Origin of the sequence: Micromonospora lupini (genome assembly GCF_026342015.1) — a bacterium.
GTDB lineage: Bacteria > Actinomycetota > Actinomycetes > Mycobacteriales > Micromonosporaceae > Micromonospora > Micromonospora lupini_B.
Genome location: NZ_JAPENL010000002.1, coordinates 1,186,107 through 1,208,472, shown reverse-complemented (window position 1 = coordinate 1,208,472; position 22,366 = coordinate 1,186,107). Strand labels below are relative to the sequence as shown.

The window sequence follows — 22,366 nt, the reverse complement described above, 5'->3', positions numbered from 1 at the left end:
AGACGGCCCGCCCGGTTCGACCTCGGTCGGACCGGGCGGGGCCCATCTGACCCGTGCCCACCGCGCCTCGTCGGCGCACGCCCCGTCTCCGAGTGTGCGGACAAGAGCGCAGTAGCGTCGGCTGACTGTCGTCGCCTGCCCGCAACGGTCTACAGTCGCCGGTATGTCCGACTCCCGGCTGCTCCGCATCGGTACCCGCAACTCCCCGATGGCGCTGGCCCAGGTCGAGCGGGTTCGCGCGCTGCTCGCCGACCGGCACCCCGAGGTGGCCGTGGACGTGGTGTCGATGTCGACAAGCGGCGATCGGTGGCACGGCGACCTGGCCGCGTTGGGTGGCAAGGGAGCGTTCACCAAGGAGGTGGACGCCGCCCTGGTCGCCGGGGACGTCGACGTGGCGGTGCACTGCGTCAAGGACGTACCCGGGGACCGCCCGGTGCCGGCCGGCACGGTGATGGCCGCCTACCTCGCTCGGGACGATGTGCGGGACTGCCTGGTGCACCCGGGGGGACTGAGCATCGAGCAGTTGCCCGCAGGCGCCCGGATCGGCACCACAGCGGTCCGGCGGATCGCGCAACTGACCCTGCACTGGCCGCACCTGGTGCCGGTGCCCGTACGCGGCAACGTGAACAGCCGGCTGGCCAAGCTCGACGCCGGCGACACGTACGACGCGCTGCTGCTCGCGGTCTCCGGGTTGGAACGGATCGGGCAGGCCGACCGGATCACCCACCCGATCGACGTCGACACGATGGTCCCGGCCATCGGCTCCGGAACCCTGGTCCTGCAGTGCCGCGACGACGACACCAGCACCCGTGACCTCGTGGCGAGCCTCGGCGACCCGCGGACCGCGCGGGAGACAGTTGCGGAGCGCACCCTGTTGCACATCCTCCAGGGCAACTGCCACTCACCGATCGCCGCGCTCGCGCGCACCGAACCCGACGGCCGCCTCGGTCTGCGGGCGAGGGTGCTCAGCCTCGACGGCAAGACCGTGCTCGACGCGCACGAGTGGGCGGCGGATCCCCTCACCCTCGGGACTTCCGTGGCCGCGGCCCTGCTGCGCCAAGGCGCCCGCGAACTGCTCGACCTGCCCGCCCACGGGTCCGTATGACCAGCCGCTCCGCCGTCCGGCGTACCACCGGGCCGATGCTCGGCTGACGACACCGGCCAGTGCTATCGGGAGGCGACATCACCGTCACGCGCGGTGCGCCTGCGAGTCTCCACGGCCAGCATGAGGAGGTCGGGAAGCCAGGGCTGGTCGGTGAGCAGCAGCACGGCGGCCTCGGGCACCGGCACCGCACGGACCTCGACGATCTGCTCCGCGTCCTCCGGCATCGTCGGCGCCTGGACGATCGCGGCGTCCGCGGCGCACCACAGCCAGGCCTTCTCCGGATGCGGCTGGTGCGGCCGGTACGGCAACGGGCGGTCGGTGACGCAGTGGTGCGCGCCCACCACGGTCAGCGGGCTGGTGAGCACCGCGCCCGCCTCCTCCAGCAGCTCCCGCCCGACGCAGTCCTCGACACTCTCACCAGGTTCGCGTGTGCCTCCGGGGAGAAACCACACGTCGCGGTCATCGCGGCAGAGGATGACCTCCGCACCGCTGAACCCCACGACGTGCACGTTTGTGACAAGCGCGTCCACAGGTGTCTCGGTGGTGAACTGGGCGTCGAGGCCGCCCCACTCCCACCGCTGCGGGGCGAACAGCAGGGGGTACGCGGCGGCGAGGCCGGAATCGGTAGGCATGTGCGGGGATCCTTCCTGCCGGGGCGGGTCAGCGACTCGGAGCGTCGGGTCGCCGGGGGTGCCCGGTGTGGGGCGTACCGCCGGAGGTTCGCCCCGGGGCGCCGCTGCCGGGCGGCCGCGCCCGCTGGGGAGGCGCCTGAGACACCGTGCCGCCCGCCGCCGGTGCGATGCCCCGCAGCCACGGCTGGCCGGTCTCGGCGCGGCGGTGCGTGGGGTCGTTCTCGCCGCGCGGCCCGGCGACGTCAGGACCCCGCTGGGTCACGTTCCGGAACTGCTCGATGAAGTTCTTCTTGTCGTCCATCGACGTGACCTCGTCGAACTTCGTCCAGAACTGGGTTCGGGTGTCCTCGGGAAGACGCGCCTCGTGCATGAGATCGTCCAGGCGGCGGACGAGGCGGTGGTCGTCGCGGTGGACGAAGCTGTCAAGTATCCGGTTCAGTCCCGGCTCCACATCGTCACCGCGGTTGATCCAGGAACGCACCTGCGTGGTGAACTGCTCACGCACCGCCGCGGTGTCGAGTGGAGCGCCGTTCCCGACATCCACCGCACTGTCGTGGACGGCGAGCAACCCCGCGACCTTGCTGGCTTCGCGCACGGCGGGAATGCGGTAGGGCTCGGCGATCAGCACGGGATTGCATCCCCACGTCCGGTCCGGGGTGTCGATCAGACGGGTCTGGTCGGGCGCGTCGTCAGTGATCCGTTTCGGGCTGCTCAGCGGGCCCTGCAACGCGTTCTCGATGACGCGGATCGCGGGGATGCTGGCGAAGGTGAGAGCGGGGTCGTCCGGGAGCGCCTTCAGGCCCCCGCCGATGCCACCCTCGATGTGCAGCGCATATCCCTTCTTGCTCCCGGGATGCGGATCACCTTCGATGCCCTTGTAGAACATGTACCTGCCGGTGAACTCGGTCTTGGGGTAGACCGCGGCGCACAGTTCCTGGATCGTTCCCTTCAGACAACTGTCGACGAAGGTGACGCTGCTGCCTTCCGTGCCCACCGGAATTCCGTTGCCCCGCAGGTACCGGGTGAGTCGCTGGTAGGCGCCGTCGACATCCCGGTCGTCGATCGACTTGGAGATCTCCCGGTACGGCTGGAGCTGTGGGTACTCGGCCCCGCCGTTCTTCTCCTTGTCCTGGACAGCGGCCTCGGCGAGTGCTCGGGAGAGCACCACGTTGTGGCAGTGCGCGTCGAAGAACTCGCGGTCCATCGCACGGACGGCCACGCCGAGGCTGAAGCCGTCCCGTCCGACGAAGACGACACGCGTGTTGGGGTCGGCGTCGACGGAAGCCCGCAGGTCGTCGAGCATCTCCGCGGCGATGGAGGTGACATAGGGCCCGTGGTGCTCGCGGAAGACGGCGTACGCGTCCGCGACCGCCGAGCGGTCGCTCGCGGACTCCAGGCCGTACGCCTCATAGATCGCGTCGAGTCCGGTGAACTCCTCGGTGGCCGCCACCTGTCACGCCCCTCGGTCGGGCCGCGACGACGGCTCGACGACCCGGGTGAGCCAGCGGACCAGCGTCTCGTACTCCTCGACGGCCCCCCACCACAGACGCACCCCGTCGTGGCCACGCTTGAAGACGCCCTCGCTGTCGACCTCGGTGGCCGCCTGTTCGACGTCGACGAAGGGCAACATCACGGCGGCGCTCAGGGCGACGGAGTCACTGAGCACGGCGGCGGTGTCCGACCGGTCGACAGTGTCGTCAAGCGCCTCGGCCAGCGCCATGGCCTGGCGGCGGCTGCGGTCGATTGACGGCCCGGCGTCTCCCGGGCCGGTGAGCACCAGGTCGAGCGCGGCGAGCCGGCCCTCCCGCACCGCATCCAGCACGGTACGAGCGGCCTCGGCGCTTGTCGACCTTTCGGTGCCCGCCGACTGGGTGACACGCAACCGGCCGGCGAGGCCCGAATCGTGCTGGATCAACCGCGCAAGGCGGAGAGGCTCTCCGAAACTGACCCAGCGGATCGGCTGCCCGCTGTCGCCGCACGCGGACCGGACGACTGACGGCACATCGGGGGGCCGGTTCACGACAGTGACCTCGGCGCGGCCCGCCCCGTCCAGGAGGCGGCGTGCCGCCGATCGGGCCGGCTCGTCGCCCACCAGCACAAGCGCGAGCTGCGGGACGCCGCGCGCGGCGGCCGCCACCGCGAGGACGGTGCCCGGGCCCCAGGCGGAGGCGGCGTCGATGACGAGTGGGGATTCGCTCAGATTCTCCGGCCAGTCACCGCCCTGCCCGAGCTGCCGGCTGCTCTCCTCAAGAGCGGTGCCGGGGAACAGCTCGCCGACCGCGCTCAGAGCCTCGTAGTCCTGGCGAGCCTCGTCGATGGCCTTACCCTCGTGCCTCGGGCTTCCCGATGTCATCGCCTGCCCCTTGATGGCTGTGGTGACGTAGGTGGACGAACCGTAGGTGTCGCTTGCTGCGGCTGCTGTTGGTGGCGGCGTGCGACGGGCCTCGCCAGGTAGGCGGCGGCGGCGGACCGTCGCTCCTGCATCTCCGCCACGGATCTGGCCACTCCCGTGACCCGCTTGAGCAGAGCGTCCGGACCGTCGCGCAGCAGTTGATCGTACGGGACGCGCTCGGCCCGGCCGCCGTGACCAAAGGCCACGGTCAGGTCACTAGACGTGTCGCGGCGGTCGGCGCGAACGGAGACCTGTACGAGCGGGCCGGGCGATCCGATCAGGACCGAGCGGTGGGTGCGCTGGATGTCCGGGCTGATGCCGAGGTCGGCCACAGCGGAATCCACAAGCAGTTGGATCCGCTGGCCGGCGTCGCGGTCGGCGGGGTCTTCGAGAACGAGACGGTACGAGTCCTGGGCGTGCGCCACGTCACCGCGCTCCGGGTGCGTGGCCCGCAGGGCCGCTCGATCGGCCCAGACCGTCGCCGCCGCGCCGTCGCCACGCAGGAACCGGCGGAAGGACTGGCGAACGAACTCGTCGGTGGGGCGTACCCCGCGCGGTTCACCGCTGTGCTCGGCCGTGACCGCTGTCGCGCAGCGGTCCCACAGCGAGACGGTGAGGTCCCTCCGGTCGAGGCCGGCCGCCTGGCCTGGCAGGGCGTTGCAGGTACGCGCGAACCACTCCGCCCGTTCCCGCGACACTGGATTGTCCGCCAGCTGCGGGGTGCGCTCCAGAAGGTCCTCGCCGGTGAGGACTCCGGGACCGCTGACACTTCGGGCCCAGGAGCGCACCTGATCGAGGTGGTCGGGGAGCAACCCGACCGCCGGGTCGATCGGCACGAGCAGCGTGGGTACGCCCGTGTCGAGGACACGCGCCTCGGCCCACCGCCGGTCGGGTTCCGTGAAGAAGTCGTCCAGCCAGGCGAACGGCATGCCGTCCGCCTCGGCCAGCACGCTCGCGGCCTTCCAGTTCACGCCGAACGGCACCGGGCCGGCCAGGGCCCGGTCGATGACCAGGACGGGCAGCGGGTCGGTCAGACCGACGACGGGCGCGACGTAGGCGTTCGCGGCGTCGTTCCAGGTCGTCGCCCAGCGCAGGTCGACAAGCCCCTCACGGTCGAGGGCGTTCAGCATCTGGCCGTGCTCGCGGTTGAGCTGCACCTGGTAGCCGTGCAGGTCATGCGGTGTGAAGCCACGGTCGGCATGGTCACCGACGGGGTTGAGGACCCCGTCGATGTCGAGCAACAGCCACGGCTTCACGCTGTCGTCTGCAGCGGGTTCCGTACCGCTCACCGGCCGCGCCCCGGCCGGAAAGCCTCCTGCCATCCCTGCGGACGCCGGGGCGCTACGGACGGAGGACGAGTCTGTTGGTGCGCGACCTGCAACGCGGCAGTCGCGGCGGTGGTGCCGCGCGTCGGCGGCGCCAGGGTCCGGATGTTCTCGACCACCCCTTCGGCGGCGTGTCGCCAGGTGTGGTGCTGCCCGAGGTGTTCACGCAGTTCCGTGGCCCGACGCCGGGCCTCCGGCAGATCCTTCAGGACGGCCTCGGCGTGGTCGGCCCAGACGGTGGGCAGTGTCGCCTCCGAGCTTCCCCGGGTGTTCACCACCGACGGTGCGCCCAGAGCCGCCGGCACCTCCTTCGGGTCGCCGAGGAACATCCCGACTCCGGTGTGGTTCCCGACCAGGACAGGCACGCCGTGCCCCGCGGCCTCCAGCGGGGCAAGGCCGAAGTCCTCGTGGCGTGCCGCGTGGATCACCATGTCCGCCCCGCGGAGTTCGGCGGCCATGACGCTCGGATCGGAGGTGTAGCCCCGGACCCGGACCGGGAAGCCGGCGATGTCGGACAGCACGCGTTCCTGTTCGGCGACGTCGGACTTGTGCGCCCCAAGCATGGTCAGCCGTACGTCCATGCCTCGGTTGTGCAGTTCGCCGACGGCGGCAGCGGCGATGTCGGCACCCTTGAGGCGGTCGTCGGTGCGCGTGAAGACCAGCAGATTCAGTCGGGTCTGCTCGGGGTCGTACCGGGGTGGCGTCTCCAGGATCACTCCGGGGGTCATCTGCACCACCGGGGGCGGCTTCTCACACATCCGGGCCAGGCGGCGGCCCTCGTCGGTAAGCAGCGGACCCACCCCGACCACCAGGTCGGCCCGGGACACCAGGGCGCGCTCGGTCTCGGTGTGCTGGTTCGACTCCAACGGTTCGCCGCGACCGCGGTCCATCTCGTCCGCCGTCACGTGGACGAAGTGCACCACCTTCGCGTGCGGGTAGAAGTTGTCGCGCAGGTAGGAGGCGGCCCCACCGGAGAACCGGCCGTGGCCCATGATGACGTCGACGTCCGCCGGGAGCCGGTCCGCCCGGAGCAGCTGCGCCCGCGTGTCGGACACCCCGGGGACCGGGTCGAGCACCTGGATGTCGACCAGGGGATGCGACGGCGAGGGGACACTCACCCGGGTGGTCACCCGGTGCCCGAGCTCCGCGAGCGCTATGGAGATCTCCCGGTTGACGGCGATCGGGCCGCCGCCGACCCACTTGTCGCACAGCGTGAGCACGTTCAACGGCCGGGTCTGCGCCTCCGCCCGGGCCGGCGGCAATGGCACTGTCATCTCTGCTGCCCTCTTCTGGTCTCTGCGGATACCTGGTCGGCGGTCAGGGCACCGAAATCGTCCGGCGCGCGGTCGCGGCGACGGTCAGCCACGCATTCCCGTCGCTGCGTACAGCCGGGCGACGAGCTCGTCGGCCACGTCGGCCAGCTCCACGGCGTCCGTGCTCACCGCGTCGGTAGTGACGCCGTGGCGGAGCCGGGCCGACATCTCCCGGAGCAGGGACGCGGCCACGAGCGCCTCGGTGCTGGCGATCTCGACGGACCGTGGTGGCTCGGCGTCGCTCTCGCCCGCAAGCGTCCTGCGGGACAGGGCGGCCTGTTCAGCGAAGGTGAGGTTCTGCCGTACCGATTCGTCCCGCTCGTTCCAGAGGTAACGGTGCGTGCTGAGCATGCATCCCCAGGAATCCGACACCTTTGTCACCTTTGTTACCTCCATGTCCACATCCTTACGCCAGCGGGAAAGGTCGTGGCCTCGCAGCTCACGGGATGCTCATCGGCGCGACGGGCAGGACGAGGCCAGCGAGGCGCGGCAGCACCGGTGGCGGCTACGGCGGCCCCGCGGTCCACGCACAGCAGACTCATGCAGCGCCCTCCCCCGAACGCACGACTGCACAGGCACGCCCATGCGGTGGCCAGCTGCCGAATCCGCTCACGGTGCGTGCAGAGGTGAGCATAGATCGACCTGTCCAATCGCGACAGGCCAGGAAAACGCCGCAACGAGTATCGGGCGACGTAGCCGCCGATCCGGCAGTCCTCCACGGGCCGACACGGCCGTGGACCTCGGCGAACATCCGTCTGATCGATGCCCGTTGCTATGCTTCGGCGCTGGGTGGACGATCGCGGGAAACGGGGATCCAGTGGTGAGAGCGCGGCTCCAGACGGCGGCGGTGATCGTTGCACTCGTGGCGACGACCGCCGCGTGCAGCAAGGACGACCCGCCGCCACCAACGTCACCACCGGCCGCGTCGGCCCCCGCTGCCACCCCGTCGATGCCGGCGTTCGACCCGCCGACCCGGTTCGCGCCCACCGGCACCGCGCTGGGCGAGGCCCGCCCCGGCGACGTCCTCCTGCACGGCACCACCGCGTTTCTGGCCGGCGACGCCCAGACCACTGTGGTGGAGGTGGCCAGCGGACGCCGCCTGTCGGCGCTCACGCCGGAGCAGTCGCCGATCACTCAGAACCCGGCCGCCGCCGGGCACCGGCCGGTGCTGATCGAGCTAGCCGGACGCCCCGCGGTGGTCGTGCCGTACGCCGTGGAGATCCCCGCCTCCGGCACCGTCGCGGCCCGGCAGGCAGTCGAGCTGCTCGTGATCGATGCGACCGACGGCCGGCTGACGAAGACCGTGACTGTGGACGCCAAGCCGGCCGAGGGCGACTTCAGCCTGGTCGCCCGTGACCACGTCCGCGTGGTCGGCGGCCGCGGATCCGCCGTGGTGCTCGGCATCGGCAAGCAGGTGACAGTGGCCGTCGACGTCAGCACCGGCAGCACCCTCTGGCGCGACAACGACTTCGACGCCTCGGCGCTGCTGGGGGACACAGTCGTCGGCCTCACCGCCCCGGACACCGGCTACCGCCGGTCCATCACCGGACTCGCGATGCTCGACGGCGCCAAGCGCTGGTCGGCGCTCTCGGTCGCCAACGCCGAACTCGCCGCGGGCGGTCCGTCCTTCATCGTCGCGGTGGGTCAGCAGACCGACGGCAAGCGCTTCTACACGCTCGTCAAGAGGGACGGCACACTGGTCAACCGCACGAAGGGCGAGTACGGGGCGGGACTGCGCTGCTCCTACGACGAGGCGGCCGTCACGGTGTGCGCGATCGGCAATTCGCAGCCGCTGTTCGCCCTGGACTCCACCACCGGAGACGACCTGTGGCAGCTGCCCGCGACGGGTCGCCGCGCACCGTCGATGACGGTGGCGTGGCACGGCGCGGTCTACGGCACGGTGAACAACGCCGCAGTCGTCCTCGACGCGCGCACCGGCACGGACAAGGAAGTGTCGCCGGGGGTGGCTCCGGTGGCCGTCACGGCTCACGGCGGGCTCGCGGCGGACCCTTCGGACGCCACCGCGCTGGCGTTCCACCCGGCCCTCGGCTAGCCCCGCACGGGCCGGGGAGGCCCGCCCGGGGCTCAGCCCTCGGGCAGCTGATCGAGGACCTCACGCGGAGCGGCGATCGCCGGCAGGGTCTTCGGCTCGGTGTGCCGACCGGGTTCGCACTTGGCGAACGGCCCGTACTCGGTGGTCATCGTCATCAGGTGCGGATCGAGGTGGTGCAGCCACCAGGTGCTCATGGTGTCGTCGATGCGGGCCCTCTCCCACTCGCGCCACATCGCGTAGAAGCGCGAGATCGCCTCGGGGTGCGCCCACCATCGGTCGCACCAGTAGATGCCGCTCTTGGGGCCGCTCAGAACGCGGCGCTCGACGACCTCGGCCAGGTACAGCCGCATGAAGTCGTCGAGGTTGCGGAACGCCGGCTCCGGCACCTCGTCGGCGGCCTGCTGCGGCTGTGGTGCGGCGCCAGCGGCTGCCTGCGGCGCCGGCTGCGTGTCGCCGTGCGGCAGGGCGCCCGACAACTGCTCCAGGAGAGCGGACAGTTCGGCCACGGCCCTCTCCGAGTCGCTCTGGCCGGTGGGCGTGGTCATCGCGGCTCCTGCACAGGGGTGTCGAACGACTGCAGTTGCGGGTTGTCGGCCTTGAGACTCCAGTCGTTCCGGCTGTCCGGATCCCACTGGGCGATGGATGCCTTGATGGCTTCGGCGTACGGGCCGGTCTGCCAGGGGGCGGTGCGCGCCAGCACCGGCGGCGCACCGGAGCTGTAGACGACCATCCGGCCCCGGGGCAGCGCGTGCAGCTCCGCGACGTCGAGCACCCGCTGACGGCGGGTCTGCCGCGACACGGACTGTTGACCGAAGCCGGAACCGTTTGTCGACGTGGATCGGGTCATGACGTCGTGCTCACCGATGAGGCGGGACAGCTCCTCGAGGAACTCGGGGTCCGCGACGCCACCGCCGTAGGTGCGCACGTTCGCCGCCGACCACAGTTTGCGCATGCCTTCGCGACCCCACACGTCGATGCCCTGAGCGTACGACTGCAGCACCGTGATGATCGGGAGGCCGTGCGAGCCGTAGTAGGAGTACAGCGCCGGCAGTTGGCGGATGCGGCAGATGTTTGCCGCCTCGTCGAGCACCGACATCAGCGGCGGGTCGAGGCGCCGGCCCTGCGAGGCGCGGGCGCGCAGCTCCCCCGCCCGCAACACCGCGTCGGTAAGCGCGGCGATCAGTGGGGCCGGTGATCCCGGACCGCCCTGGCTGAGCAGGTAGACGGTGTCGCACGTGGCCACGAAGGTCTCGGGGCGGAACTGCCGGATCGTCGACGAGGCCGGCGGGCTGACCCAGGCGGTGACGCTCGGCTCCGTCAGACACATCAGCATCTTCTGCGCACCGGCGTAGACGCCGCCGCGGGTCTGGTCCGGCATGTTGACCACACCGATGATCGAGTCGGCCGGCAACTGGAAGCCCGCGCCGGTGAGGATGTCGGCAGGCGACTCGTCGCGCGGGTTCACCGCCCATCGGTACACCTCGAGGATGGACCGGCCGCCCACCGCCGCCGCCAGCAGCAGATTGGCCACCAACTCCTCGGCGCTGGGGTCGAAGAACGCGTCGCGCTGCATGCCGGGTTCACGTTCGGCCGAGGCGAAATGCTCGGCCAGCCGACGCGCGTCGGTGATGGTCGTGATTCCGCCGAGCGGGTTCCACCACATCTGCTGCGGCTGACCCCAGACCTGCTGTGGGTCGAACACCCAGATCTCGCCGCGGGTCGCGCGCAGTTCCCGGGTGGCGTCGATGATGTCGCCCTTGACGCTTGTGACAAGCGTCGGCCCGGGGTTGGAAACGGTGGCCGGGATCGCACGGGCGGTGGTCTTACCGGTACGCGGACCCCAGATGTCGACTGCCATGTCCTCCCAGGACTGACGCAGCTCCATTCCTCCGGCGACCGTACGTCCGATGAGGACACCGGCGTCGTCGGGGGCGACCGTGCCGGCGTCGGCCAGGCTGGCCCGCAGCCGCTTGGCGGATGCGGTGACGCCGTCGGGGCTCAGGTGCTTCAGGTCGCCGCGGCGGGCCATGTGCCGCGCGGCCTCGTCGACCCGGCTGCCCCGGAGCCGGCGCCCCTTGGTCAGCAGCAGCAAACCGGTGGCCAGCGCCGCCACCACCAGCACCTCTCCGACGGCCACCAGTGTGCACGCGACGGTCCACGTGATCCTGCCCGAGATCAGCGCCCCAGCGGCGCTGAAGAGACCCTCACCGTGATAGCCGGGCGGCTCGGTCAGCCGCAACGGAAGCCACACCGCCCCGGCCGCCGCCAGCGCGAGCACGGCCAGGCCACCGGCGATCAGGCCCGAGGAGTCGCTGCTTCCGCCAGGTCCCACTGTTCGGCTCATGTGCGCTTCCAACGGAAATCGGTGTTGCCCAGTTGCTTCTCGATCTCGGTGGGTTCCAGGTGCACCGGAATGCCGGGCCTGGTCCCGACCTTGATCAGGAAGTTCCCGCGGCCGATCAGGACCTCCTCATCCTCCGGCCCGGTCGTCCACGACGGCGGCGCCGACCACGACAGCACCTCGCTTCGTTCGGCCTGCGACAGGGGACGTACCCGCGCGACGGCGTCGAGCTCCTGCTCGGAGCAGGCGCCGATCATGAGCACCGCACACCGGTCGGCGAAGCCGCGGGCCTTGGCGCGGTCCTCCTCGTTCGGCAGAGCCTGGAGGTCGCCAAGCGAGTGGGTGATGAAGGCGGTGCCGGTGCCCTTGGAACGGTTCAGGCGGGTCAGCGCGTCGATCCGGTCGACCATGCCGTGCCCGACCCGCAACGCGCGCCACATCTCGTCCAGGACCAGGAAGAAGCGGCGCGGCGGGGCCAGTCCCAGGTCGGCCATCCGGTGCGCTGCCTCGACCTGACCGAAGCCGGCGGCCCAGGTGGTGACCAGGGTGGCGGCAGTCAGAGCCTGGTTGGTCTCGCTGATACCGGAGATGTCCACGCACAGTGCGGTGGTGTCGAGTTCGATCGAGGCCGTGGTGTGGCCCTCGACGGTCGAGCCGAGCGGACCGTGGATCAGCGCCCGCAGCGTACGCCGCAGGTTCTCCGTCTCGAGGCGGTAGCGGTCCAGGTCGTGGTCGTCGTGCCACAGGGTCACCCACCGCACCTGCATGGGTGCCTCCTCGATGACCCGCAGCACGTCCGACAGCAGCGGCTGGGCGGTGCTCTCCCGCTCGGTCAGGAAGCGCAGCGCGGCCGCCAGCACGGTGATCTCGTCCGACGCGAGCGGAGCGCCCCGGGTCAGGGTTGCCAGCACCAGGGCGGCGTTGAGTCGCCGGTCGACGATCTCCGCACGGAGCTGCTCGATCTCCTTGGGGTCCTGCACGTGTGCCAGCACCTGCTGCCACGGGCCGATGTCGAGCGGGTTGATCCGATGCAGGCCGGGACCCACGCGCAGCACCCGCCCGCCGAGCGCGGCGACCAGTTCGGCGTAGTCGGGTTTGAGGTCGCCCAGGATCAGCGGGGTCACTCCCTGGCCGACAAGGCTCAGCAGCATCCGCCGCACGCTTGTGGACTTGCCCATTGCCGGCTCGGCCTGGATCCACACCGACGGGTTGTTGATCAGCTTGGCACGTTCGTACCAGGAGATCGGGTCGAAGCACACGGTCGCGTTCGTGTAGCGGTGCCGGCCGAGCGGAGCGCCGATAGTCGGGGTGGACGAGCCGGTGCCGAACGGCCACAAGCCGCACACCTGCACCGTGGTACCGCGGTACTCGGCGGGCGACTCGACCCACGACACGCGGCCGCCGCCGGGGCCGGCGTAGCCGAATCGGGTGGGACGTCGGATCGGAATGACGGATCGGGGCATCAGGTCCGCCTCCTAGAACGGCACGGTGGCGTGCACGGGCAGCACCACCCCGGTCGGCAGGGTGGCGGCGAAGGTCGCCGCCTGGGCGCCGTACATCGGGCGGAGCATGAGCCGCGCCTCGGCGGCCCGCGAGTCGATGATCCGGGTGGCCTCGTCGAGCTGCTCGACCGAGGAGACGGTGGCGGTGACCAGCACCGTGAAGCGCACGACGCCGGCGCCGGAAGCCTCCTCCTGTGCGGCCTGCTCGGCCGCGCTGAGGTCGGCCAGATCCCGGGCGGTGGCCTGGGACTTCTTCGTGGCGTTGAACCGGGCGTCGCGCTTGTCGGATTCGACGAGCTTGGCCGACTCGGCCGGCGAGTACGGCCGGTAGATCAGTGACACCCGCTTGCGCAGCAGTTGCGGGTCGGGGTCGGTCAGCCGGGCGAACGTGTTGGCGAAGGTGACACCGCGGGGAGCCTCGACCATGCCCCAGGTCCTCGAGACCCCGGAGTCGTGGCGGTAGTGGTCCCAGCTCTCCCGCGCCGAGACCGGGCCGGCGTTCTCCCAGGTGAGGTCCAGGTCGGGCGTACGCGACAGCTCGATGCTCGTGCCGGGGTCGTACGCGGCGCGCACGGCCCGGACCAGCGACCGCGGCATCATCGGGCGTACGCCGCCACCGCCGGCGGCCGAGAGCCCGGAGTGCAGGTTCGGCAGCCGGGCGGCCACCTCCCGGCACATGTCCTCGTGCGAGAGCTGCCGCCGGTTCGGAGGCAGCGTGTAGGTGAGCGAGACCCGGGTCTCGACTGTCGCCGAACCGGCCGGATAGCTGCGTACCACTTCCTGGAGGACCTGGCGGGCCAGTTCCGGCGCCTGCGGCGACATCGTGTCGTTGACCTCCGTGGCCAGCCGCGTGCCCGGGTCCGGGGTGCTCTCCACGGTGACCGCGGCCTGCACCAGGCCCGGTTCACGGCTGAGGTTGGACAGCCAGGCGGCCAGGTGCGCCACGCGCGCGTCGATGGCGCTCTGGTCGACCAGGTCCATGCCCTCCGGGTAACAGCGCAGCGTGACTGTGTAGTGCCGCGACTGTGGGATGACCACCACGCCGATGCGCCCGGACCGGCCCGTCTCGACCTCGTAGATCTGCGACCGGGCGAGAATGCCGGGCAGCTGGTGTGTCTGCGTCACCTTCGAGGCCACGCCGGACAGGTACAGGTGCTGCCGCCGAGAACGCCCTCGCCACCACGCGAACCGCGCCGCCATGACCTGCAGTCCGGTGCGCCCGTTGACGCGGATGGCCAGCGGGACCAGGACGGCAGCACCGCACAGCGCGGTCAGCAGGGCGGCCACCAGTGACACGGCGAGCATCAACACGGTCAGCAGGGCCAGACCGAACATGATCAGCGTGCCGATGGTGCCCAGGCCGAACAGCCCGGCCGACACACCGCGACGCCAGTTGCCGTAGGCGCGCTGCTGCGACGGGTTCGGCGGCGCGGCCGTCGTCGTCACTGCTCAGCTCCTGTCGGTCCCGTCGCGCCCGCGGCAGCACCACCGATCTTCCTGATCGCGCCCGGGCCGGCCTTCGCGGCGGCCTGCCCGACCACGACACCGGCGGCGATCGGGCCTGCCGCAGCGGCCAGTCCGCCGGCCGCTGCCGCACCCCCGCCGGCTGCGGCGCCACCGCCGGCCGCCGCACCACCGCCGGCCGCGGCGCCCCCGCCACCTCCGGCCATCGCCGGCCCGCCGGCGGACAGCCCACCGCCGGTCGGTGCCGGTGCGGCAGTGGGGCCTGGCCCGGAGCCGGAGGGGCGTACCGGAGCGCTCTGTCCGCCACCGCCACCTCCGCCGCCGCCGCCGCCGCCACCGCCGCCGCGGGTGGAGTTGAGCAGCATGGCGCCGTTGGCGATGGCTCCGGTGGCCGCCAGGCCCCCTCCGCCGCCGCCACCGCCCATGGCGATCTGGCTGGTCGCCGGGGCCAGCAACTTGAGCAGGGCCGGCATCGCCACGATGCCCATGCACATCAGCACGATGCCGGTTAGCACTGTGGTGAGGTCCTTGCCGTCACCGATCATCCAGAACGCGGCCGCGTACACGGTCGCCGCGGCCGGCTTGTAGAGCAGCGCCGCCATCAGCCAGCTCATGTAGCGCGCCAGCATGGCGCGCCCGGTGCCCGTCATCGCCGCCGCCGCGGCCAGAGGCATCAACCCGCACAGCAGCACCTTGATCGCGGCGATGCCGATGCTCAGCAGGATCTGCGCGAACGAGATGAGCAGGAGCATGAACGCGATCGCGATAAGCGCGATGGACGTGAGGCCGTTGAAGGCGGCCACGCCCGCAGCGGGCGCGAACATCACCAGGCGTTCGCCGAGATCACCGCCGGTCGAGGCGTCCACGATCCACTTGGAGTAACCGTCACCGAACTCGCTGAGGAGCGCGACCGTCGGTACGCCCGCGGCGCTGATAAGCGTCAGCTGCAGCAGGCCCCTCCCGGCGTCGGTGGCGGCCTTGCCGTTGCGCTCCAACAGGATTCGCCCGGCCGCGATGAGCAGTGAGAACACCGCGACGGCGCCGGTGATCCAGTAGGTGTACTCGCGCAGCCGATCGACCGCCCCCCCGGTGAGGACCGGGGACGGCACCGCGATCCAGCCGGCTATCAGCGTCTTCAGGGCCCAGGCCGCGGTCTCGCCCATGGCCTTGGCGAGGCCCTCGAGCATGGAGTCCGCGAACGAGGTGGTGACGCCGCCGATAAGGTCACCGGCCGCGTCCTTGAGGCTGCAGTCCGCCTGCGTGATCGGATTGCACATCAGCGGGCCCCCCATTCCACGACGCCGTTCAGGTCGGTCACGGTGCGGCTCAACGAGGTCCAGGCGCCGCCGGGCGGCGCCACCATCTTCCAGTCACCGTCGCGCCACTGGAGCGTGGTCGTGACGATGAACCACCGCGCGGTGGCACCGTTGACCGACCGGTAGGCCAGCCCGATCACCGCCGTGTCCGGTGTGTAGGTCAGGTACAGATAGCCCGCCAGCGGCGCGAGATCGCCCGGTTGCGCCTGTTGCTCCGGCTCCGCGGCGAGCGCTGCCTGCAGCGTGTCCCGGTCGGCGCTGGGCAGGAACTGCTGGGTCAGGGTCGGCTCCCACGAGGCCCGGCCGGCGGCGGCGCCCACCCGGCTGACCAACTGCGCGGCGGCGATAAGCGCGCCCTCCGGCGTACGTGCGAAGCCCTTGGCCTGCTTGTCGCTGTGCTCCCGAGGCCCGGCTCGGTCGCTGAACGGCAGCGCGGTGCCACGGACGACCTGCCACGTGACGCCCGCCGGTGCGGTCACCGGGACCGCCGTGGGTAGCTTGCCAGTGGTCTCCGGCTGCGGCGCCGTACTCCCCGCGGACACCGTGGGTGCCGCGGGGCTGGGCTTGTCGTCGTCGCCGGACTGCACGGCGACGACGACGCCGAGTGCGACGATCACCAACAGCAGCACCGCGGCCAGCACGAAGCCCGGCCGCGTCCACGGCGACGGCTCCTCGGCGTAGTCGGCGTGGTAGTTCTTCGAACGCATGGCGGTCCTCCCCCCGTGATCGCCGTGCTCAGGTCAGCGCGTCGACCAACTGGGGCCCCACGCCGAGCAGCACACAACCAGCAAGCCACCAGCCCAGCGCAGAGGTGTTGGTGTCGTCACCCCGGCGGTGGGCGATCGCCATCTTGGCACCGATGAACATGGCGCCCCCGACGGCTACGGCCGTGACGAGCCACTTCACCCAACCAAGGATCGTCAGGATCTTGTCCGAGCCGGGGGGCGCGACGTTGCCCGGATTCGGTGCGGCGATGATACCGGTCGCAGCGTCCTGCACGCTGGTGACCGCGTCGTGCAGATGCAGCAACAACGACATGAATCCTTCTCCTAGATCGAAACAGCTTCCACGATGGAATCGCGTAGCGCGGCGATGTCGGGTGGGGGGACGCCCAGATCGACGGGCTTGTCGGCGGCCAGCAGAACCTCCTGCCAGCCGACGCGCCAGACATTCGGTGCCCAACCACCCAGCAGTTGCAGACGCTCGTTGACGATCTTGGGCGGTCGACGCGGCGACGCGGCGACCGCGACGACTCCCCGCACCTGGGCGTGCACCGGGATGGCTCGCCGACGCCACTGCTCGACCGCGCCGGCCGCCGCCAACGTTCCCGCGGCACTGGCTCGGCAGACCAGGACGACATTGATCATCGGGGAGTTCGGCGGCAACTGCGGCCACACCGGCCCGTAGTCGTAGCCGATCTGGGTCAACGTCGCCAGTGTCGTGGCACCACTACCGCCGTGGCAGCCGACCCACCACACCGGAGGCCACCCGCTGGCAACAGCCTGCGGCGGCACCGGTACGGCGGAGAGACCTGGCAGCGTGTCGTACCGCGTACGAATCTGCGCATTGACCGAGGGCACGTCAAGAATCGCCCTGCGCTCGACCGTGCATGTGATTTCCCCCGTACCTGACGTAACTTCGCGGCAGACAGTAGCACCCGGCTGCACGGCTATCGATATGGTGAATCCACATCGAGACGTGCGGAGCCGGTCCCTGACCAGACGGTTCACAGTGGATACGAAGCAAGCGGTCAGCACGGGGGTAAAGCGGCTATGAATAAGGAAAAAGGCGGATCCGTGCAATATGGACTCGCCGCACGGGCGGCGGTTCTCACAGTCGCGATACCGATGCTGCTCGCGACGCTGTCCGGCTGTTTCCGATCCGGGCCGGCCGGCAGTGAGGTGCCGCAGAACAGTGACCCCTCGCCGGCCGTCGTCGGTACGGTCGCCAGCGCCACGCCACCGGAGGCCCTCGGCCGCGACGACGAGGACGACGATGAGGGCCCCGCCGCGCCGGTCGCCGAGGCGGCGCCCGCCGCTGCCGCCTTCGCCACCGCGTGGGCCCGGCCGGGGCTCGACGCGGCACGCTGGCTGGAAGGCGTCGCGCCGTTGTGTGTCCCGCGGTTCGCCGAGCGGATGCGCACCGTCGATCCGGCCAACCTGCCCGCGTCCCGCATCACCGGCCGACCCAGGGCGACCTACCCCGTCCGCGACGGCGGCGGGCAGTTCGCGATCTCCACGGATCGCGGGACGCTGCTGGTGAGTGTCGCCGATATCAAGGGCCGCTGGCTGGTCACCGGCAACGACTTCAAACGGGCCGGGCAATGACCGACAAGAAGACGACAGGTGTGGTTGGCGCCGTCGTCGCGATAACCCTGATGCTGGGTGGCTGCCTCATCGGGTTGCCGCTGTTCCTGATGGGCGGCGCGGCAAGCGCCTCGCCCTGCGGGCCGGTCCCCGTGTCGGTGCCCTCTCCAGGCGCCGAGGGCACCACCAAGTGGAACGACAGCCAGGTCGCCAACGCCGCGATCATCGTCGCGGTCGGCCAGGAGATGAAGGTACCGGCCCGTGGCCTGGTGATCGCCCTGGCCACCGCCATGCAGGAGTCCACGCTGCGCAACCTCAACTACGGGGACCGCGACTCCGTGGGCCTCTTCCAGCAGCGTCCCAGTCAGGGCTGGGGAACCGTGGCGCAACTGACCGACCCCCGGTACGCCTCCGGCAAGTTCTACACGTCGCTGCTGAAGGTCGAGGGTTGGCAGGGCATGCGGCTGACCGATGCGGCCCAGGCCGTGCAGAACTCCGGCACCCCCGAGGCCTACCAGCAGTGGCAGGACGACGCCAACGCCCTGGCAGCCGCCATCCTGAAGGTCGGCAGCATCGACGAACTGGGCGGGGGCGCACCAGGCGCACCCTGCGGGCCCGGTGCCTTCGAACCCGTCCCGGTCGGTCCGGGCGGCTGGGTGCAGCCGGTACGGGCCGGCGTGGTCGCACCGTGGGGCCAGGACCGGGGCGACCACAGGCATGCAGGCGTCGACCTCGGCGCCGGGAAGAAGACGCCCATCCGGGCCGCTGCCGCCGGCGTCGTGTCGACAAGCAAGTGCAACGCCCCCGCGTGGCACGGCTGCGACAGCGACGGATACCCCGGCCTCGGCGGTTGTGGCTGGTACGTCGACGTCCGCCACGCCGGCAACATAGCCACCCGCTACTGCCACATGATCCAACAACCCTTCGTCCAGGTCGGGCAGAAGGTCGCGGCCGGTGAGGTCCTCGGCCTGAGCGGCAGTTCCGGGAACTCCTCCGGGCCGCACCTGCACTATGAGGTGCACCGCGGCGTCGCCCCCGGTCAGAGCCTGACCTTCGGCAACTCCGTGGACCCCGTCGCGTTCATGGCAGGCGTCGGAGCGCCGCTGGGCGGCTGACCGCAGGCGTGGCCCTCTCCACCCGCCCACCACCTGTGCCCCGCAGGAAGGGTGCCCGGGGTGCTGTCCAGCGGGTCGCGCCGGCCGACGTGAACTGTCGAACTCCTCGTGCCGACGGCCGCGCCGGAGCAGCTCAGCGGATGGCTGTTTGCGGCGCCCGGGTAGGTACGCGTTGCGGCTGCACCCGCCCCCGGCCCGGCACGCTCCGCGCGGCGGCCGAACGGTCCGCGCCGCGACCCACCGCGCTGCGTGTCGGTCGGGGGTAGGCCTTGGCCGCGGCCTGTGCGCCCCTGCCCTCAGCGGTTCCCGGCGCGGGGGCTCCGGTCGGGGCGGCCTGGCCCGGCACCGCTGCCTGGTCGGCGACAGCAGCCGTCTGCCCGGCCGCGTCGGCCAACTGGTCGTGGTGGGTCGCCTCGGCGGCGAAGTCCTGCTCCCGCGCGTAGGCGTGATCGGCGCGCGCCTCGGCGTAGGCGGGCACGTCCGTACCGGGAACGAGCCCCTGTTCGGCGTCCAGCCGGACGTCGTGCCACGCACCGGCGAGATGCCTGTCGTCGGCGGCCGCCGCGCGATGCCAGGTCGCGTCGGCGTCGGCGCCGGCGCGGCGGCCCTCGGCCTCCCGCTGCTGGGCTGAGCGGTCAGCGGGCCCACGGCCGTCGGTCGCGCTGCGCTCCGCCGCCGACGTCGCCGTGCGCGGCCCAGCGGCGTGCCCCTGCCGCTCCGCGGCGCCACTCACGGCCCGGGACAACGCGTCGCCGGTGTGGGTACGCCCGCCCGGGGCAGGCACCCGTACGCCGGTCTCGGCGAGTCGTTCACCGGCGGCCCGACGCGCCGTGTCGGCAGCCGGGTCGACGGCCTGCCAGGCGGTGGAGGCGCGCCACACCTCGGCGATGTCGGCGTTCGTGGCCTTCTGCCACCACTGCGGGTCCGCCGCGCGGTTCCAGGTCGCCGCGTCCTGGCGGTACTGCGCGTGCAGTTGGTCGTGCACTTCCCGGGTGCGGTGCGGGTCGAGGTGGGCAGCCTGCTCGGCAAGCTCACTGCGGACGTCGAATTGCCTGTCGCCGACGGCCTGGGCGAACTCGAGCTGCCGCTCGGTCGCGGCACGCTGCCGTAGCAGTTGCTGCTGTTGCTGCTCGGCCAGGAACCGCCGGTACTCCATGATCGCCGTCAGGAGCTGCACAACGCCGCCCGCGACCTCCGCAACCGCCACGTGTCCGCCTCCGCCGCAACCGTCTGATGTGACGTGCCGTGCCGGCGACGTCAGGACCGCCGGGCGGCACGCCTGGCACCGTATCGCGCGCTATCGAGGCGCCGCAGCCCCCGCGCGCCGGCGACCGCGCACCGGTCACGGGCGGCCCGAGGCGGACTACTTGCGGTTCCAGGCCGCGTCCTGGCCGGTACTCGGGTCCTTGACGGTGAGGGTGTTCCCGTCGGCGTTCAGGACGCAGTCGGCCGATATCTTGGTGATGCCGCAGTCCAGCTCGAGCCGGTACTCCCGGTCGCCCTGGTCCTTCGTGGTGCCGGTGCAGGGGACGTCGATGTTCGCCGACACGGAGCCGTCGTCGCGCACAGTCATCGTGCGGGACTGGTTCTCCGCCATGATCCATGTGCCGGTCAGCGACGGATCGTCGCCGCATCCGGCCGCCAGCAGGGCGAGCGCGAGTGCCAGCCCGGCAGATCCCCAGCGCTTGATCACGTTTCCTCCCCCAGGTGTGCCGCGCCCCACCCTACCGGCGAGGCAGCCTTCGGCCTGCCCGCCCATGGACACCCGTCATCGCCTGACACCGTCGACGTCGGACCGTCGCGGAGGGGCGTCAGCGGGTGCCGGTCGACGGGTCGAGCAGCAGCGCGGCGACAGCCTCCGGGGCCTCGTGCATGGCGTCGTGGCCGGTGGGGAGGTCGTGGACCTGCCACTCGGGATCGGCGTCGAGGCGGGCGCGGAGCGCGGCGAACGGAGTCTTGTCCTCCCACCCCGAGCAGTAGACGAAATCGCGTCGCGGGACCTGGGCTGCGGCGCCGGTGAGCCGGATCGTCTGCAGGAACGAGGCGAGAGGATGGGGATGGCGGCGGGGATCGCCGCCCTCCGGCGGTCGGACTGAGTAACCGGTGTCCGTAGCGCCGGCGGCGAACACCTTCCGGAAGTGCTCGTTCGTCGCTGACCAGCACGACTCGCCATCGTGCGGCACGTACGCGTCGAGATGCACCAGTCGTGAGATTCGGCCGTCGGCGCGGTCCGCGGCGGCGGTGATCACCATCCCCGCGTAGCTGTGGCCGACGAGCGTCGCGCCTGTGATGTGGGCGCGATCGAGGAGCCGCACCACGTCGTCGGCATGCGTGTCGAGGTTGGCTGTCGCGACCGTCGCGTCGTCGTCGTCCGGCCGCAGACCGGTCAGGGTCAGCGCATGCACCGTGTGACCAGCTTGCTCCAGCAGCGGAACCACCGCCTCGAACGACCAGGAACCCTTCCACGCGCCGGGCACGAGGACGTACGTCGTCATTGTCTTTTCCTCTCTTCAGCCTCGGCGTCGAGGCGTCACCTCGATGCCGGTCGGACGCTCTGCACGGCCGGAAAGCGGCCGGTAAGCACCGCACGGAGATAGTGTCGCCGGGTCAGGGAGTGGCTTACTACCGACAGGAAGTCAGCGGATGCCCGTTCCCCGCCAATCTCGTCCGACCGCCGAAGTGACGTCGCACATCTGGCCCTCGGGTGGCCGCCACCTCTGGCCCTCCGGGGGAACGAGCGCCGCGCAGACGCACGCCCGGGGCCACCTGGTGTACGCGGCCAGCGGAATCCTGGCCGTGCACACCGAACGCGGCACGTCGATCGTCCCCGCCAACCGGGTCGCCTGGACGCCCGCCGGGTTCACGCACGACCACCGGGCGCACGGCGACACCGACATGCGGATCGTGTTTCTCGCGCCGTCCCTCGCCCGACTGTTACCGGAACGCCCCGCCGTGTTCCTGGCCTCGGGCCTCGCCCGCGAGGTCGTGCTCGCCCTGACCGGCCCCGGCAACTACGACGACGCGACGCCGGGCTACCGCCGTCCTGCCCGCACTCGCCTGCTTCGCGTGCTCGTCGACGAACTCCGCGAAGCACACGAACAGCCACTGCACCTGCCGGAGCCGCGTGACGACCGCCTGCAGGCCATCGCCCGGATGCTGTACGAGACGCCTGCCGACAACGCCACGCTTGCCGAGATCGGGAGGACGATCGGAGCGAGCCCTCGTACCCTCAGCCGGCTGTTCCGCGCCGAACTCGGCATGACCTTCTACGAGTGGCGCACACAGCTACGCGTCTACCACGCACTCGTGCTGCTGGCCGACGGCCGGGACACCACCCGGACCGCCCACGACTGCGGATGGGCGAACCCCAGCAGCTTCATCGCGGCGTTCAGCGCGGTCATGGGGACGACTCCGGGTCGCTACCGGGCGGACCGCTGAGCCTCACCCCGGTCGCGGACCACCTTCGCGCGGTGACGTCGGTGCGCCATCAAGCCGGGGCGCA

The 22,366-nt window shown here is 71.3% G+C and carries 22 protein-coding genes; 5 read left to right on the top strand and 17 right to left on the bottom strand.

The genetic code is table 11. The annotated features are described in order from the left end of the window. The first annotated feature begins 163 nt into the window (after window positions 1-163). Window positions 164-1,105, top strand: a complete 942-nt coding sequence (gene hemC / locus OOJ91_RS20465) for a hydroxymethylbilane synthase (RefSeq protein WP_266247202.1) — start codon at window positions 164-166, stop codon at window positions 1,103-1,105. A gap of 62 nt (window positions 1,106-1,167) precedes the next feature. On the opposite strand, the gene OOJ91_RS20460 is transcribed toward hemC, so the two are convergent. The 6 genes from OOJ91_RS20460 to OOJ91_RS20435 form a co-directional block, all read right to left on the bottom strand. After that, entirely contained in the window at window positions 1,168-1,737 is a 570-nt protein-coding gene (locus OOJ91_RS20460) for an NUDIX domain-containing protein (protein WP_266247201.1), read from the bottom strand. A 28-nt stretch (window positions 1,738-1,765) separates the two neighbouring features. Continuing rightward, entirely contained in the window at window positions 1,766-3,187 is a 1,422-nt protein-coding gene (locus tag OOJ91_RS20455) for a hypothetical protein (RefSeq protein WP_266247200.1), read from the bottom strand. Between the two features lie 3 nt (window positions 3,188-3,190). After that, window positions 3,191-4,090, bottom strand: a complete 900-nt coding sequence (locus OOJ91_RS20450) for a hypothetical protein (protein WP_266247198.1) — start codon at window positions 4,088-4,090, stop codon at window positions 3,191-3,193. Then, window positions 4,087-5,418 (bottom strand): hypothetical protein, encoded by a 1,332-nt coding sequence (locus tag OOJ91_RS20445; protein WP_266247197.1) that lies wholly within the window; start codon window positions 5,416-5,418, stop codon window positions 4,087-4,089. The genes OOJ91_RS20450 and OOJ91_RS20445 overlap by 4 nt, the downstream gene beginning before the upstream one ends. Then, on the bottom strand, window positions 5,415-6,728 hold the full coding sequence (locus OOJ91_RS20440) for a glycosyltransferase family 4 protein (RefSeq protein ID WP_266247195.1): 1,314 nt from the start codon (window positions 6,726-6,728) through the stop codon (window positions 5,415-5,417). Before OOJ91_RS20440 ends, OOJ91_RS20445 begins: the two co-directional genes overlap by 4 nt. Window positions 6,729-6,812: 84 nt before the next feature. After that, window positions 6,813-7,163 carry a hypothetical protein gene (locus OOJ91_RS20435; protein ID WP_266247193.1) on the bottom strand — a complete coding sequence of 117 codons (351 nt, stop codon included), beginning with the start codon at window positions 7,161-7,163 and terminating at the stop codon, window positions 6,813-6,815. A 466-nt stretch (window positions 7,164-7,629) separates the two neighbouring features. Between OOJ91_RS20435 and OOJ91_RS20430 the strand changes: the two genes are divergently transcribed. Further along, window positions 7,630-8,820, top strand: coding sequence for a PQQ-binding-like beta-propeller repeat protein (locus tag OOJ91_RS20430; protein ID WP_266247191.1), 1,191 nt, complete (start codon window positions 7,630-7,632; stop codon window positions 8,818-8,820). A gap of 32 nt (window positions 8,821-8,852) precedes the next feature. On the opposite strand, the gene OOJ91_RS20425 is transcribed toward OOJ91_RS20430, so the two are convergent. The 8 genes from OOJ91_RS20425 to OOJ91_RS20390 are packed head-to-tail and all read right to left on the bottom strand — an operon-like array spanning window position 8,853 to window position 16,870. Beyond that, a complete protein-coding gene (locus OOJ91_RS20425) occupies window positions 8,853-9,365 on the bottom strand; it encodes a DUF4913 domain-containing protein (protein WP_266247190.1) in 513 nt (170 codons plus the stop codon). Further along, window positions 9,362-11,164: a type IV secretory system conjugative DNA transfer family protein gene (locus OOJ91_RS20420; RefSeq protein ID WP_266247189.1), complete on the bottom strand. Its 1,803-nt coding sequence runs from the start codon at window positions 11,162-11,164 to the stop codon at window positions 9,362-9,364. Before OOJ91_RS20420 ends, OOJ91_RS20425 begins: the two co-directional genes overlap by 4 nt. Continuing rightward, window positions 11,161-12,624: an ATP/GTP-binding protein gene (locus OOJ91_RS20415; RefSeq protein WP_266247187.1), complete on the bottom strand. Its 1,464-nt coding sequence runs from the start codon at window positions 12,622-12,624 to the stop codon at window positions 11,161-11,163. Before OOJ91_RS20415 ends, OOJ91_RS20420 begins: the two co-directional genes overlap by 4 nt. A 12-nt stretch (window positions 12,625-12,636) precedes the next feature. Next, window positions 12,637-14,109 carry an SCO6880 family protein gene (locus OOJ91_RS20410; RefSeq protein ID WP_266247186.1) on the bottom strand — a complete coding sequence of 491 codons (1,473 nt, stop codon included), beginning with the start codon at window positions 14,107-14,109 and terminating at the stop codon, window positions 12,637-12,639. Continuing rightward, window positions 14,106-15,404 carry a hypothetical protein gene (locus tag OOJ91_RS20405; RefSeq protein ID WP_266247185.1) on the bottom strand — a complete coding sequence of 433 codons (1,299 nt, stop codon included), beginning with the start codon at window positions 15,402-15,404 and terminating at the stop codon, window positions 14,106-14,108. Before OOJ91_RS20405 ends, OOJ91_RS20410 begins: the two co-directional genes overlap by 4 nt. Next, window positions 15,404-16,150, bottom strand: coding sequence for a hypothetical protein (locus tag OOJ91_RS20400; RefSeq protein WP_266247183.1), 747 nt, complete (start codon window positions 16,148-16,150; stop codon window positions 15,404-15,406). Before OOJ91_RS20400 ends, OOJ91_RS20405 begins: the two co-directional genes overlap by 1 nt. A gap of 28 nt (window positions 16,151-16,178) precedes the next feature. After that, window positions 16,179-16,481: a hypothetical protein gene (locus OOJ91_RS20395; protein WP_007453533.1), complete on the bottom strand. Its 303-nt coding sequence runs from the start codon at window positions 16,479-16,481 to the stop codon at window positions 16,179-16,181. An 11-nt stretch (window positions 16,482-16,492) separates the two neighbouring features. After that, window positions 16,493-16,870 carry a hypothetical protein gene (locus OOJ91_RS20390; protein WP_266247178.1) on the bottom strand — a complete coding sequence of 126 codons (378 nt, stop codon included), beginning with the start codon at window positions 16,868-16,870 and terminating at the stop codon, window positions 16,493-16,495. Window positions 16,871-17,290: 420 nt separating this feature from the next. Between OOJ91_RS20390 and OOJ91_RS20385 the strand changes: the two genes are divergently transcribed. Further along, window positions 17,291-17,770: a hypothetical protein gene (locus OOJ91_RS20385; protein ID WP_266247176.1), complete on the top strand. Its 480-nt coding sequence runs from the start codon at window positions 17,291-17,293 to the stop codon at window positions 17,768-17,770. Then, a complete protein-coding gene (locus tag OOJ91_RS20380; protein WP_266247174.1) occupies window positions 17,767-18,864 on the top strand; it encodes a M23 family metallopeptidase in 1,098 nt (365 codons plus the stop codon). The genes OOJ91_RS20385 and OOJ91_RS20380 overlap by 4 nt, the downstream gene beginning before the upstream one ends. 133 nt (window positions 18,865-18,997) lie before the next feature. Here the strand turns inward: OOJ91_RS20380 and OOJ91_RS20375 are convergent, their stop codons facing one another. The 3 genes from OOJ91_RS20375 to OOJ91_RS20365 all read right to left on the bottom strand — a co-directional run bounded on the left by OOJ91_RS20375 (window position 18,998) and on the right by OOJ91_RS20365 (window position 21,359). Further along, a complete protein-coding gene (locus OOJ91_RS20375) occupies window positions 18,998-20,071 on the bottom strand; it encodes a hypothetical protein (RefSeq protein ID WP_266247172.1) in 1,074 nt (357 codons plus the stop codon). 156 nt (window positions 20,072-20,227) lie between these two features. Further along, complete coding sequence (locus OOJ91_RS20370) at window positions 20,228-20,557, bottom strand: hypothetical protein (RefSeq protein ID WP_266247170.1); 330 nt, start codon at window positions 20,555-20,557, stop codon at window positions 20,228-20,230. Between the two features lie 118 nt (window positions 20,558-20,675). Then, window positions 20,676-21,359, bottom strand: coding sequence for an alpha/beta fold hydrolase (locus OOJ91_RS20365; protein WP_266247168.1), 684 nt, complete (start codon window positions 21,357-21,359; stop codon window positions 20,676-20,678). A gap of 148 nt (window positions 21,360-21,507) precedes the next feature. Between OOJ91_RS20365 and OOJ91_RS20360 the strand changes: the two genes are divergently transcribed. Then, a complete protein-coding gene (locus OOJ91_RS20360; protein WP_266247167.1) occupies window positions 21,508-22,302 on the top strand; it encodes an AraC family transcriptional regulator in 795 nt (264 codons plus the stop codon). Window positions 22,303-22,366 lie beyond the last annotated feature (64 nt).

What these genes read in the sequence shown, in the direction of transcription:
- OOJ91_RS20435 (WP_266247193.1), bottom strand. Translation starts at nt 7,163, where the DNA reads ATGGAGGTAACAAAGGTGACAAAGGTGTCGGATTCCTGGGGATGCATG.
- OOJ91_RS20450 (WP_266247198.1), bottom strand. Translation starts at nt 4,090, where the DNA reads ATGACATCGGGAAGCCCGAGGCACGAGGGTAAGGCCATCGACGAGGCT.
- OOJ91_RS20405 (WP_266247185.1), bottom strand. Translation starts at nt 15,404, where the DNA reads ATGTGCAATCCGATCACGCAGGCGGACTGCAGCCTCAAGGACGCGGCC.
- OOJ91_RS20395 (WP_007453533.1), bottom strand. Translation starts at nt 16,481, where the DNA reads ATGTCGTTGTTGCTGCATCTGCACGACGCGGTCACCAGCGTGCAGGAC.
- OOJ91_RS20440 (WP_266247195.1), bottom strand. Translation starts at nt 6,728, where the DNA reads ATGACAGTGCCATTGCCGCCGGCCCGGGCGGAGGCGCAGACCCGGCCG.
- OOJ91_RS20420 (WP_266247189.1), bottom strand. Translation starts at nt 11,164, where the DNA reads ATGAGCCGAACAGTGGGACCTGGCGGAAGCAGCGACTCCTCGGGCCTG.
- OOJ91_RS20360 (WP_266247167.1), top strand. Translation starts at nt 21,508, where the DNA reads ATGCCCGTTCCCCGCCAATCTCGTCCGACCGCCGAAGTGACGTCGCAC.
- OOJ91_RS20365 (WP_266247168.1), bottom strand. Translation starts at nt 21,359, where the DNA reads ATGACGACGTACGTCCTCGTGCCCGGCGCGTGGAAGGGTTCCTGGTCG.
- OOJ91_RS20425 (WP_266247190.1), bottom strand. Translation starts at nt 9,365, where the DNA reads ATGACCACGCCCACCGGCCAGAGCGACTCGGAGAGGGCCGTGGCCGAA.
- OOJ91_RS20400 (WP_266247183.1), bottom strand. Translation starts at nt 16,150, where the DNA reads ATGCGTTCGAAGAACTACCACGCCGACTACGCCGAGGAGCCGTCGCCG.
- OOJ91_RS20380 (WP_266247174.1), top strand. Translation starts at nt 17,767, where the DNA reads ATGACCGACAAGAAGACGACAGGTGTGGTTGGCGCCGTCGTCGCGATA.
- OOJ91_RS20415 (WP_266247187.1), bottom strand. Translation starts at nt 12,624, where the DNA reads ATGCCCCGATCCGTCATTCCGATCCGACGTCCCACCCGATTCGGCTAC.
- OOJ91_RS20460 (WP_266247201.1), bottom strand. Translation starts at nt 1,737, where the DNA reads ATGCCTACCGATTCCGGCCTCGCCGCCGCGTACCCCCTGCTGTTCGCC.
- hemC (WP_266247202.1), top strand. Translation starts at nt 164, where the DNA reads ATGTCCGACTCCCGGCTGCTCCGCATCGGTACCCGCAACTCCCCGATG.
- OOJ91_RS20385 (WP_266247176.1), top strand. Translation starts at nt 17,291, where the DNA reads ATGCTGCTCGCGACGCTGTCCGGCTGTTTCCGATCCGGGCCGGCCGGC.